This is a genomic window from Variovorax sp. GW823-FHT04F07 (assembly GCF_058795995.1).
Genome location: NZ_JBXAIG010000001.1, coordinates 41292 through 53402 on the forward strand (window position 1 = coordinate 41292; position 12111 = coordinate 53402).

Consider the following 12111-nt stretch of genomic DNA (forward strand, 5'->3'; position numbering starts at 1 on the left):
TTTCTTTCCTTCTTCTCACACGCATGTCGGTTTTCAAGCGTTCGCTGTGGTTGGCCCTTCTGCTGTGCATGCAGCAGGGGCTCGCGCACGCGACCGACATCTATGGCTACATCGACAGCAACGGCGTGGCGCACTTCGCGGCCGAGAAGGTCGACGAGCGCTACAAGCTCTTCTTCCAGGGCGGCCAGAGCTTCGACACCGCCAAGGGCCTGTCGCCGATGGGCCGCGGCAGCATCAACCGCCGGCTCGACGGCAGGGTGTCGCCGGCGTCGCAGAACCTGCTCGCCATGTTCGAGGCCTCGCCCGGCTACAAGACCGCCAAGGCGGCGCTGCGCGATGCGTCGAGCAAGCACGCGATCGACTACGAGCTGCTGCAGGCGCTGGTCGCCACCGAGTCGGGCTTCGATGCCAAGGCCGTCTCGCCCAAGGGCGCGATGGGGCTCATGCAGCTCATGCCGGCCACCGCGCAGCGCTACGGCGTGGCGACGGACAAGCGCGGCACGATCGAGAAGAAGCTGTTCGATCCGCACATCAACATCGCCGCCGGCTCGCGCTACCTGCGCGACCTGATCGCGATGTTCCCGGGCCAGATCGAGCTCGCGCTGGCCGCCTACAACGCGGGCGAGGGCGCGGTGCAGCGCGCGGGCAACAAGATCCCGAACTACAAGGAAACGCAGAACTACGTGCAGACCGTGCTGCAGCTGTATGCGTACCTCAAGCCCTCGGCCGTGACCGTGGGCGGCAACCTGCGCAGCGGCAGTGGCAGCAGCGGCGGCAGGACGCCGGGGCGCATCCGCATGGAAATGTCGGTGCCCAAGGGCGGCGCGATCGGGCGCGGCAACATGCCGTCCGAGTCGCCGCGGAACGTGCCGACCATGCCCGATATTCCCGAGCCGTCCGACGTGCCGACCAGCGCGGCGGAGCCGGGCGACGCTTCGCCGCCGTCGCCGCTGTCGTGATCCCGCAGGCTGCCATGCACCCCACTTTCATTTTGGGCTGAGCGCGAACGCACGCCGCCCGTCACTGTTTTTCTTTCTCTCTTCTTCATGGACGACTCTCAACCTCCGCTCGACCTTGCAGGCCCCACCGACGGCGACACCACCCTCACGCTGGCCGACTACGCGCAGACCGCCTACCTCGAATACGCCCTGAGCGTGGTCAAGGGCCGCGCGCTGCCCGACGTGTCCGACGGCCAGAAGCCGGTGCAGCGGCGCATCCTGTACTCGATGTCGCGCATGGGCCTGGGCTTCGGCGGCACCAACGGCACCGTGGGCGCCAAGCCCGTGAAGAGCGCGCGCGTCGTCGGCGACGTGCTCGGCCGCTTCCACCCGCACAGCGACCAGGCCGCGTACGACGCGCTGGTGCGCATGGCGCAAGACTTCTCGCAGCGCTATCCGCTGGTCGACGGCCAGGGCAACTTCGGCAGCCGCGACGGCGACGGCGCCGCGGCCATGCGCTACACCGAAGCGCGCCTGGCGCGCATCACCAGCCTGCTGCTCGACGAGATCGACGAAGGCACGGTCGACTTCATTCCCAACTACGACGGCAGCACCGAAGAGCCGCGCCTCTTGCCCGCGCGGCTGCCGTTCACGCTGCTCAACGGCGCCAGCGGCATCGCCGTGGGCCTGGCCACCGAGATCCCGAGCCACAACCTGCGCGAGATCGCCGACGCCTGCGTGGCGCTGATCAAGTCGAACGGCAAGCTCAGCGAAGAAGAACTCTTCGCCCTCGTGCCCGGCCCCGACTACCCGGGCGGCGCGCAGATCATCAGCAGCGCGAGCGACATCGCCGATGCCTACCGCACCGGCCGCGGCTCGCTCAAGGTGCGCGCGCGCTGGAAGATCGAAGACCTCGCGCGTGGCCAGTGGCAGCTCGTGGTCAACGAACTGCCGCCGGGCGTGAGCACGCAGAAGGTGCTCGAGGAAATCGAGGAAATCACCAACCCGAAGGTCAAGGCCGGCAAGAAGGCGCTCTCGGCCGATCAGACGCAACTGAAGGCCGCGATGCTGTCGGTGCTCGACGTGGTGCGCGACGAATCGAGCAAGGACGCCGCCGTGCGCCTGGTGTTCGAGCCCAAGACCTCGCGCATCAGCCAGGACGAGTTCGTGACCACGCTGCTGGCGCAGACCTCGCTCGAGACCTCGTCGTCGATCAACCTCACGATGGTCGGCATCGACGGCAAGCCCACGCAGAAGTCGCTGCGCCAGATGCTCAACGAGTGGATCGCGTTCCGCGAGATCACCGTCGAGCGGCGCTCGCGCCATCGCCTGGACAAGGTGCAGGACCGCATCCACATCCTCGAAGGCCGGCAGCTGGTGCTGCTGAACATCGACGAGGTGATCGCGATCATCCGCGCGGCGGAAGACCCGAAGGCGGCGCTCATCGCGCGCTTCAACCTCAGCGAACGCCAGGCCGAGGACATCCTTGAAATCCGGCTGCGCCAACTCGCGCGGCTCGAGGCCATCAAGATCGAGCAGGAGCTGGCCGGCCTGCGCGACGAGCAGAAGAAGCTCGAAGACATCCTCTCCAGCCCGGCCACGCTGCGCCGCCTGCTGGTCAAGGAAATCGAGGCCGACGCCAAGACCTTCGAAGACCCGCGCCGCACGCTCATCCAGGCCGAGAAGCGCGCCGTGGCCGAGGTGAAGGTGGTCGACGAGCCCGTCACCGTGATCGTGTCGCAGAAGGGCTGGGTGCGCGCGCAGAAGGGCTGGGCCAGCGAGAAGGCGGCCGGCAACGGGGGCACCGCGCCCGAGTACAGCTTCAAGTCGGGCGACACGCTCTACGGCGCCTTCGAATGCCGCAGCGTCGACACGCTGCTGGTCTTCGGCAGCGCCAAGGACAAGAGCGTGCGCGTCTACACCGTGCCCGTGGCCTCGCTGCCCGGCGCGCGCGGCGACGGCCAGCCCGTCACCACGCTCATCGAGCTCGATGCCGGCACGCACGTCACGCATTTCTTCGCGGGCCCGGTGGGCGCCTGCCTGCTGCTGGCCAACACCGGCGGCTACGGCTTCATGGCCACCATCGAGAACATGATGTCGCGCCAGCGCGGCGGCAAGGCCTTCATCGACGTGGGCGAGGGCGAGCAGCTGTGCCGGCCGTCGCTGGTGGGCGGCGCGAGCGGCGCCGAGCCGATGCCGGCCGCGACGCACGTGGCCTGCGCCTCGAGCGGCAAGCGCATCCTGACCTTCGACATCGCCGAGCTCAAGAGCCTGCCCAAGGGCGGACGCGGCCTGATGCTGATCGACCTGGAGGCCAAGGAATCGCTGGCCGGTGCGGTGGCCTACACGCGCAGCGTGCGGATCGAAGGCGTCGCCCGCGGCGGCAAGGAGCGCGAAGAAACGCTCGAGATCCGCTCGCTCAACAACGCGATGGGTGCCCGCGCGCGCAAGGGCAAGGTGGCAGACCTCGGATTCACGCCGGCGAGCGTGGTGCGGGTGCTCTGATGCTGGGCGGCATCGACATCAGCATCCTCGGCGTGATCCTCGCCGTGGTCACGGGTTTCGGCAGCTACATCCTGGGGCGCCGCATGCGCGAGAAGCGCCAGGGCAAGCGGCGCGCGAAAGACCGCGCCGCCGCGCAGGCCAACGAGACGCGCCAGGTGCGGCGCGCGCGCGAGCGGCGCGAACAGGAAGGCAAGTAAGCAGGCAGGCCGAGGGGCTGGCTCACCAGCCCCCGTAGCCGTCGACGTTCTCGCGCGTCACGAGCTTCGACGGCAGCAGCAGCACGCGCTGCGCCGGGGGCTGGCCCTTCAGGAGCTTCAGCCCGATCTGGGCCGCTCGCTGGCCCATCAACGTGGGCGACTGCGTCGCGCTGCCGACGATCAAGGTGGTCGGGTCCTGCAGCCGCTGCGCCACCTCCGGCGAACCGTCCATCGCCGTGATGACGATGTCGCGCCGGCCCGCGACCTGGGCCGCCAGTTCCGCGCCGATGCCGCACAGGTCGTTGATCGCGAACACGCCCGACAGCTTCGGATGGCGCGCGAGCAGCCGCGTCATCTGTTCGACGCCGCCGTCCTTGGTGGCGCCGCCATTGAGCGCCATCGACACGACGCGCACGCCGGGTGCGGCGTTCAATGCCTCGCGGCAGCCGTTGACGCGGCCCACCGCGGCCGTGTTCGGCGGGCCGTCGATGATCGCCACTTCGCCTTTGCCGCCGAGCGTGCGCACCAGGTGTTCGCAAGAGAGCCTGCCGGCCGCGCGGCTGTCGGTCACCACGGCCGCGTCCGCGCCTTGCACGAGCGCATCGACCGCCACGACCTTGATGCCGGCCGCGCGTGCCTCCGTGACGCGGGCGTGCAGGCTGGTCGAATCGACCGGCGTCACGATCACCAGCTGCACGCGCTGGCGGATCATTTCCTTGAGCTGTTCGTCCTGCCGCTGCGGATCGAACCCGCTCGACACGACCGTGATGTGCGCCGCATTGCGACTGTCTGCGGCCAGCGTGCTTTCCACCGCGCGTGCGATGTAGGCAAAGAAGGGGTTGCGCAGGTCGCTCACGAGCACGCCGACGCGCGGGCCCTTGCCATGGTTGGCATGTGTCGCGAGCGCGCTGCCCACGGGGCCCACGGCGAGGAGGAGGGCCAGCAGCCAGGTGCGCCAGGGACGTTTCATGGGCATGGGTGCGAGGGCCTCGTTGCGAGAGGGGGCCGGTGAAGGGGTGGGGATGATGACATGTTCCGCAGCGCCTCGCATCCGCGATCTGCGGGGGGCAAGCGTGGGGGAATGGACGGATCTGCCGGCCCCGGTCGGTGCCGATGTTGCCGCGGGTCGGCAGCGTGGGCGGCGGCGGTGTCAGACCTGGAGGAAGAAGAGGTTGCCCGGGTCGCTGACGATCAGGCCGATGTGCGGCGCATCGGGGCTGCGACGACCCCTGCGCCTGCGATCGATGCCAGCACGCGCCCCGTGGCGAAACCCCTGGCGATGCGCGCCAGGCGGCGCCTCGGGGCGCGCGTCGAGATGGCGGGAATGCCGCCTCCTTTCTTGCCGGTTCTTCTTGTGATCACCTTGCTCCCTGTGGCTGCTGCCTTGCAGATGACGGTGTCGTCCGCGATCGGCGTCCGGTGAGGGATTCGTCGCGGCGACACGGCGATTGAACCGGCCGCTGGTTAACTGTCTGTAAACCTTCCAAAAGTGGCGCGCAACATTTGAAATACACACCGCCGCGTGGACGGTGCGCTCCTTACTTCAGCCCGGCCCACCAGCGCACGTTGGTGCGCGCCTGGCCCACCGTGAGCACTTCGCCGATCACCGGCGTGGCCAGGTCGATCTTCTTGGCCTGCGCCAGGTCGGCGATGCGGTCCAGCGGGTCGTGCCAGGTGTGGAAGGCCAGGTCGAAGGTGCTGTTGTGCACCGAATAGAGCACCTTGCCGCGCAGGTCTTCGAAGGCCTGCACGCTCTGCTCGGGCGTCATGTGCACGCCGGGCCAGTAGGCGTCGTAGGCGCCGTTCTCCATCAGCGCGAGGTCGAAGCCGCCGAAGCGTTCACCGATCTGCTTGAAGCCCGGGAAGTAGCCCGAGTCGCCGCTGTAGAAGATGCGCTGCTCGCCGCTTTGCACCACCCACGAGGCCCACAGCGTGCGGTCGCGGTCGGTCAGCGTGACCGCGCGGCCCGAGAAATGCTGCGCGGGCGTGGCGGTGAGCTTCACACCCGCATGCTCGCCGCCTTGCCACCAGTCGAGCTCGGTCACGCGCTCGGCGGGCACGCCCATCTCGATGAGCCGGGCGCGCACGCCCAGCGGCACGAAGTAGCGCTGCACGCGCGTGGCGAGGTACTCGATGGTGGCCACGTCGAGGTGGTCGTAGTGGTCGTGCGAGAGGATCACGGCCTCGATCGGCGGCAGCTGCTCCAGCTGGATCGGCGGCTTGTGAAAACGCTTCGGCCCGACCCAGGTGAAGGGCGAGACGCGCTCGCTGAACACGGGGTCGATGAGCCAGTACTTGCCCTTGAGCTTCAGCAGGTGCGACGAGTGGCCCAGGCGCACCACGTGGTTGGCGTCGGCCGCGAGCGCGTCGAGCGCCTGGGGCGTCAGGGCGCGCACCGGAATGGGGTCGACCGGCACGGTGTCGACCTTGCTGCCGACGATGAAGCGCGACCAGATGCGCCAGGTGCTGGCGGCGGGCTGCAGCTCGGGGTTGGGCATGTTCTGGAACACGCCGCCCTTGAACTGCGGCGAGTTGTCGTAGCGCGTTTCCCCGCCGCCGGCGCTGCTGCAGCCGGCGACAAACGCGCAGCCCGCCGTGGCGAGCACCGCGCTGCGGCGCAGCAGCCGGGGTAAATAAGCGCCTTGCGAATCCGATTCGTCAGCCATGGGGAAGCCCTCTGCGTGTGTGTTGGTCTTGAGGCGCGAGACTAGCGGGAGTTGGCTTTTCAATGGTTTCAGCGACAGAAACATTCGGCGAGCGGGGGCAATCCGCGGGGCGGCGGCATACTGCGGCGATCCACGGCTTCAGCCCTTCATCGCCATGAAAACTGCCATCCTCGTCATCGACATGCAGCGCGGCCTTTGCGACGATCCGCCCCGGCCGTACGAGGCCGAAGCGGTCATCGCGCGCATCAACGCGCTCACGGCGCGGGCCCGCGCGGCGGGCGTGCCGGTGGCTTTCGTCCAGCACGAGAACGCGATCGACCTGGAATTCGATTCCGAGCGCTGGCAGCTGGCCGATGCCTTGCAGGTGACGCCGACGGACGCGCGCCTGCGCAAGACCACGCCCGACTCGTTCCTGCGCACGCCGCTCGAAGCGTGGTTGTCGGGGCAGGGCGTTCGGCGCGTGGTGGTCTGTGGCTATTCGTCGGAGTTCTGCGTGGACACCACCGTGCGCCGCGCCGCCGCGCTGGGCTACGAGGTGGTGCTGGCGGCCGACGCCCACACCTCGCACGACAAGCCCCACGCCAAGGGCGCCTTCATCCGCGCGCACCACAACGCGACGCTGTCGGACATCACGAGCTTCGGCGTGCCGATCCGCGCGGTCGACAGCGCGGACATCGCTTTCGGCGATTGATCTGGCGCTAGGGCATGCGCCCGGTGGCCAGTGCGTGGGCCCAGTCCGCACGCCCATTGGCAGCAGCCAGTGCCGCCATGGCCACGTGGTCGTAGGGCACGGTGACCAGCGTGCAGGTCCACTGCCCGTGGTCGTGCCGTTCGACCAGCGCGTAGCGCGCATCGGGTGAGCCGGTCTCCACGTGGTGCGGGTACGGATGCTCGTCGCCATAGGCCTGCAGACCTACGCTGCCGGGGTTGACGACCACGATGCCGCTGGATGCGCGCACCACGCGCGGCAGGTGCGTGTGGCCGCAGGCGACCAGTTCCGTGCCGGCGTCCACTGTGCCGAGACGCGCATCGATCTCTGCTGCAGTGCCCATGCGCAGTTGCGTGGGTTCGACGGTCTCGAGGAAGTAGGTGAGGTCGCTGTCGGGCGTGCCGTGGCACAGCAGCACCTCGGAGCTCAAGCGCAGGCGTGGCGTGAGCGAGGCGATCCATGCGAACTCTGCCTCGCCGAGTCGGGCGTGCGCGAAGGCGTCGGACTCGCCGCGCTGGCCGGAGGTCGGCAACGTGAGCAGTTGCCGTTCGTGATTGCCGGCGAGTTGGACCCAGTCCTGCGCCATCAGGAACTGCGCAGTCTCCAGCGGTATCAGTGGGCCCGAAAGACTGTCGCCGAGGTTGACGATGGCATCCACGTTGTGGCGCGCGATGTCCTCGACGACGGCTTTCAGTGCGGGGAGGTTTCCGTGGATGTCGGAGACGAGGGCGATGCGCATGCGTGGCTTCTTTGTGAGGGCGGTGATCTTAGTTCGGGGTGCGTGCACAGGCCACCGGGTACTTCCCTCCGCGAATGTCCCCCGGCCTTCGGCCTCCTCCTTGATTTCGCTGCGGGAAGCACCCAGTGTCCTGAGCACGGGACACATTGCTGGTGCGCGCCGATCAACAACCGCTCGGCTCGACGATCCCGCCGACGGGTGCCTTGCGCAGCGAAATCAAGGGGGAGGCCGCAGGCCGGAGGACATTCGCGGAGCAAGGTACGCCGTCGGCGGGAGCGTCGCCCCGAGCAAAACTTTCAGTCCGCCCCAGCCCGCCACACCCGCGCCAGCGCCGCCAGCTTGCCCCTGAAACTCAGCCGGTCGTTCGACAGCGCATCGATGAAGTCCGACAGCCGCTGCGACTTCACCATCGTGTAGATCGTGAGCCAGGTGGTGAACACGAACACCACGCCGAACCAGATCGCCTTGCGCCACAGCGGCGCGTCGGCTTCGGCCAGCAGGTTCATGCCGAGGAAGCCGGTGGTGACGGTGCCGATGAGGCCGAACAGCGTGACCACCGTGAGCCGCACCACGGTGCTGGCCTGCCGGCGCAGGCTGTCGGCATCGAGGTAGGTGTTCATGTCGGCGATGCGCGACTTGACCTCGTCGTACAGCGGGTCGAGCCCGAGGTGCGCGGCGCACATGTGCGAGAGCGCGCGCACCTGCGCCTGCTCCGAAATCTCGTGGAACCAATAGCGGTGCGTGAAGCGAAGAAAGCGCTCGAAGCTCGCGCGGATGGCGCGCTTGAACTGCTTCACGCTCGGCGTGCTGCGGATGTCGAGTTTCTTCAGCGCTTCCACCAGCTGGTCCGAGAACATCAGCAGCGAGGCCTTCTGGAAATGCGCGATGAGGAACAGCAGGAAGTGCTGGTGCCTGAACTGCGCGAGCACGCCGCGGTCGCGGCAGCAGAAGAACTCGGAGCGCGCGTCGCCCACCACGACGAGGGCGTGGCCGTTGCACAGGTAGCGCGTGTTGGGCGCCGCGCCCGTGTTCACCCAGAAGCGGTCGTAGCAGTACTTGTGCTCGAAGTCGGCCAGGTGGTGCTCGGCATAGGGCCGGTGGGCGTCGGCGCCGCCCGCGCCGGTGACGAGCGCGAGCCGCACGAAGTCGTCGCGCGTGAGGCGGCGTGGATCGTCCAGCGACAGGTAGGCCATCACCGGCATGCGGTAGTACTCGATCTGGCGGTAGCGCAGCACGCCGGGATCGTCCGAATGGTCGCTCACCAGCGGCTGCATCAGGTAGGCCCAGTGCGCGGCGATGCGCGGCGCGCGGTGCTGGGCCACGTGCGACAGGAAGGCGTCGCGCTGCTGCGCGTCGGAAGCGGCGAGCACGCGGCCATCGGCGTCCAGCCACTCGACGCTGGCCATGCAGTGCAGGGCGGCGCCGTCGGGCTCCCAGCCCGAAGGGTAGGCGCGGCCGAAGCGGTAGAGGATGTCCTGCGCCTGCGCCAGGCTCAGGTGATCGGTGCCGACCTCGAGGTTGAGCAGCACCACGTCGATGTCGAAGAAGAAGTACAGGTCGCAATGAATCACGTCGAGCGTGATGGGCGCCTCGCCGGGGTGCGCCACCAGCCGCACGGCCGCGATGTCGCGGCGGCGGAACACGCGCATCGGCGAGTCGCCGTCGCTGCCTGCGGCGTCGGTGCTGCCGCGCGATCGGCCTTCGCCGTACAGGAAGCGCTGCACGTACGGCAGGAAGCTCACGAACTCGTTGTAGTGGCGCTCGTGGAAGCGGCCGCTCTCGCCGGTGTATTCGTCGACCTCTTCGCGCCAGGGCGAGGCGTCGCCCAGGTCGCGCAGCACGTGCCAGGGGCCGTGGTGCGTGGGCGCCGCGCCGGGCGCCGGCACGAGGCGCAAGGGCCAGAGCAGCGCCTGCCGGAAATGCTGCACGACGGGGCCGGTGGCCGGGGTGCCTGCCGGGGAAGAAGTGGGGTCCGCGTGGGGGGTCGGCATCGCGCCAGTGTAGGCAGGCGGGTAGGGCAAAACGCCCACCTAGGGGAATCCCTAGCTAGGCCTGAAACCGGTTTCATTTAAGCTGCAAGCATTCCTTTCAGGGTCTGCGCACGGCCTGGCCGTGCACGCTCCGCCATGAACTACCAGTTCCAATTCGACGCCGTCTTTGCCGCCTGGCCGCTGCTGCTCAAGGGCACGTGGATCACGGTGCAGCTCTCGCTCACCGCCACCTTGCTGGGGCTGGTGGTGGCCATCTTCTGTGCCTGGGGCAAGACCTCGGGGCCGGGCTGGCTGCGCTTCATCGTCAATGCCTACATCGAGGTGATCCGCAACACGCCGTTCCTCGTGCAGCTGTTTTTCTTCTTCTTCGCGCTGCCGGCCATCGGCCTGCGTTGGTCGCCGCAGACGGCCGCGCTGGTGGCGATGGTGGTGAACCTGGGCGCCTACGCCACGGAGATCATCCGCGCGGGCATCGAGTCGATTCCCAAGGGCCAGATCGAGGCGGGCCGCGCGCTCAACCTCAAGCCCTGGGAGATCTTCCGCTTCGTGATCATCAAGCCCGCGCTGAAGGCCATCTACCCGGCGCTCACGAGCCAGTTCATTTTGCTGATGCTGAGCTCGGCCGTGGTCTCGGTCATCTCGGCCGACGACCTGACCTCGGTGGCCGCCAACCTGCAGTCGCAGACCTTCCGCAGCTTCGAGATCTACATCGTGGTCGCGGCCATCTACCTCGCGCTGGCACTGGCTTTCTCGGCCATGTTCAAGCTGATCTACAAGCGCACGCTCAACTACCCGGACCGCCGGTAACTGACTGACCACGACGGACGGAGCACACACCATGCGCACCTTCGGTTTTCCCGAATTCCTTTTCATCCTCGAAGCCGCCCAGTGGACGCTGGCGCTGTCGGCCATCGCCTTCGTGGGCGGCGCCATCCTGGGGCTGCTCATCGCGCTCATGCGCACGTCGGAATCGACGTGGGCGCGCGCCGTGTCGACCACCTTCATCCAGATCTTCCAGGGCACGCCGCTGCTGCTGCAGCTGTTCCTGGTGTTCTTCGGCGCGCCGGTGCTGGGGCTGGACATCAACCCGTGGGTCGCCGCGGGCGTGGCGCTGGTGCTGAACAGCGCGGCCTTCCTGGGCGAAATCTGGCGCGGCTGCATCCAGGCCATTCCGCGCGGCCAGTGGGAGGCGGCGCAGGCGCTCAACCTGCACTACGTGGCGCGCATGCGCGACGTGGTGCTGCCGCAGGCTTTCAAGATCGCGCTGGCGCCCACGGTGGGCTACCTGGTGCAGATCATCAAGGGCACGTCGCTCGCGGCCATCATCGGTTTCGTCGAGGTCACGCGCGCCGGGCAGATCGTCAACAACGCCACCTTCCAGCCGCTCATCGTGTTCTCGGTGGTGGCCGCCATCTACTTCGTGATCTGCTGGCCGCTGTCGCTGCTCGCGGCGCGCATGGAGCGCAAGCGCGCCCAGGCGCTCGCACGTTGACCCTTTTCGCTTTTCCTTTCTCGTCGCTTCCTTTCTTTATTCAGGAGACACATCCAATGACCGTTACCACCACCCGCCGCGCTGCCATCGCAGCCCTGGGCCTCGGCGCCGCGCTGACCGTGTTCGCTCCCTTCGCTTCGGCGCAAAGCGTGGCCGACATCAAGAAGAAGGGCGAGATCACCATCGGCATGCTGGTCGACTTCCCGCCCTACGGCACCACCGACGCCAAGAACCAGCCCGACGGCTACGACGCCGACGTGGCCAAGCTGCTGGCCAAGGACTGGGGCGTCAAGGCCAACATCGTGCCGGTCACCGGCCCGAACCGCATTCCGTTCCTCTTGACCAACAAGGTCGACCTGCTGGTGGCTTCGCTGGCCGTGACGCCCGAGCGTGCCAAGCAGGTGCAGTTCTCGCAGCCCTATGCCGCTGCGACCATCGTGCTGTACGGCGCGACCAAGACCTCGATCAAGGCGGCAGGCGACCTGAAGGGCCTGCGCGTGGGCGTGGCCCGCGCCTCGACGCAAGACGTGGCCGTGACCAAGGCCGCGCCCGAAGGCACCGAAATCCGCCGCTTCGACGACGACGCCTCGGCCATGCAGGCGCTGATCTCGGGCCAGGTCGATGCGATCGGCTGCTCGGTCACGGTGGCGGCGCAGATCGCCAAGCGCGTGCCGGCCAACACCTTCGAAAACAAGTTCACGCTGGTGCAGCAGTCGATGGGCATCGCGATGCGTCCGGGCCAGGAAGAACTCACCAAGGCCGTGAATGCCTTCGTGCAGAAGAACACCGCCAACGGCGAGCTGAACAAGCTCTATCAAAAGTGGCTGCAGGCCGACCTGCCGAAGATGCAATAAGCGAAAGCGCTTGAAGGGAA

At 68.0% G+C, this 12111-nt stretch carries 11 protein-coding genes; 7 read left to right on the forward strand and 4 right to left on the reverse strand.

What is annotated here, in order from left to right:
• The first annotated feature begins 23 nt into the window (after positions 1–23).
• The 3 genes from AC1RAA_RS00235 (at position 24) to AC1RAA_RS00245 (ending at position 3640) form a co-directional block, all read left to right on the forward strand.
• On the forward strand, positions 24–959 hold the full coding sequence (locus AC1RAA_RS00235) for a lytic transglycosylase domain-containing protein (RefSeq protein ID WP_492725804.1): 936 nt from the start codon (positions 24–26) through the stop codon (positions 957–959).
• Between the two features lie 87 nt (positions 960–1046).
• The gene (gene parC, locus AC1RAA_RS00240) at positions 1047–3443 is read left to right on the forward strand and encodes a DNA topoisomerase IV subunit A (RefSeq protein ID WP_095744758.1); all 2397 of its coding nucleotides are present in this window, start codon (positions 1047–1049) and stop codon (positions 3441–3443) included.
• Positions 3443–3640 carry a hypothetical protein gene (locus AC1RAA_RS00245; RefSeq protein ID WP_253252366.1) on the forward strand — a complete coding sequence of 66 codons (198 nt, stop codon included), beginning with the start codon at positions 3443–3445 and terminating at the stop codon, positions 3638–3640. The genes parC and AC1RAA_RS00245 overlap by 1 nt, the downstream gene beginning before the upstream one ends.
• A gap of 22 nt (positions 3641–3662) precedes the next feature.
• On the opposite strand, the gene AC1RAA_RS00250 is transcribed toward AC1RAA_RS00245, so the two are convergent.
• Together AC1RAA_RS00250 and AC1RAA_RS00255 are read right to left on the reverse strand one after the other, a co-directional pair.
• A complete protein-coding gene (locus tag AC1RAA_RS00250) occupies positions 3663–4616 on the reverse strand; it encodes an ABC transporter substrate-binding protein (protein ID WP_492725806.1) in 954 nt (317 codons plus the stop codon).
• A gap of 562 nt (positions 4617–5178) precedes the next feature.
• Positions 5179–6306 (reverse strand): MBL fold metallo-hydrolase, encoded by a 1128-nt coding sequence (locus tag AC1RAA_RS00255; protein ID WP_492725808.1) that lies wholly within the window; start codon positions 6304–6306, stop codon positions 5179–5181.
• A gap of 154 nt (positions 6307–6460) precedes the next feature.
• On the opposite strand from AC1RAA_RS00255, the gene AC1RAA_RS00260 reads away from it, so the two are divergent.
• Complete coding sequence (locus AC1RAA_RS00260) at positions 6461–6997, forward strand: cysteine hydrolase family protein (protein WP_492725810.1); 537 nt, start codon at positions 6461–6463, stop codon at positions 6995–6997.
• Between the two features lie 7 nt (positions 6998–7004).
• On the opposite strand, the gene AC1RAA_RS00265 is transcribed toward AC1RAA_RS00260, so the two are convergent.
• Positions 7005–7754: a metallophosphoesterase family protein gene (locus AC1RAA_RS00265; RefSeq protein WP_492725812.1), complete on the reverse strand. Its 750-nt coding sequence runs from the start codon at positions 7752–7754 to the stop codon at positions 7005–7007.
• A 296-nt stretch (positions 7755–8050) separates the two neighbouring features.
• Complete coding sequence (locus AC1RAA_RS00270; protein WP_492725814.1) at positions 8051–9745, reverse strand: hypothetical protein; 1695 nt, start codon at positions 9743–9745, stop codon at positions 8051–8053.
• 135 nt (positions 9746–9880) lie between these two features.
• Between AC1RAA_RS00270 and AC1RAA_RS00275 the strand changes: the two genes are divergently transcribed.
• From AC1RAA_RS00275 to AC1RAA_RS00285, 3 genes are read left to right on the forward strand one after another with little or no spacing between them, the layout of a single operon-like run.
• Positions 9881–10552 (forward strand): amino acid ABC transporter permease, encoded by a 672-nt coding sequence (locus AC1RAA_RS00275; protein WP_062474717.1) that lies wholly within the window; start codon positions 9881–9883, stop codon positions 10550–10552.
• 31 nt (positions 10553–10583) lie between these two features.
• A complete protein-coding gene (locus AC1RAA_RS00280) occupies positions 10584–11237 on the forward strand; it encodes an amino acid ABC transporter permease (RefSeq protein ID WP_062474720.1) in 654 nt (217 codons plus the stop codon).
• A 56-nt stretch (positions 11238–11293) separates the two neighbouring features.
• Complete coding sequence (locus AC1RAA_RS00285) at positions 11294–12091, forward strand: transporter substrate-binding domain-containing protein (RefSeq protein ID WP_062474723.1); 798 nt, start codon at positions 11294–11296, stop codon at positions 12089–12091.
• Positions 12092–12111 lie beyond the last annotated feature (20 nt).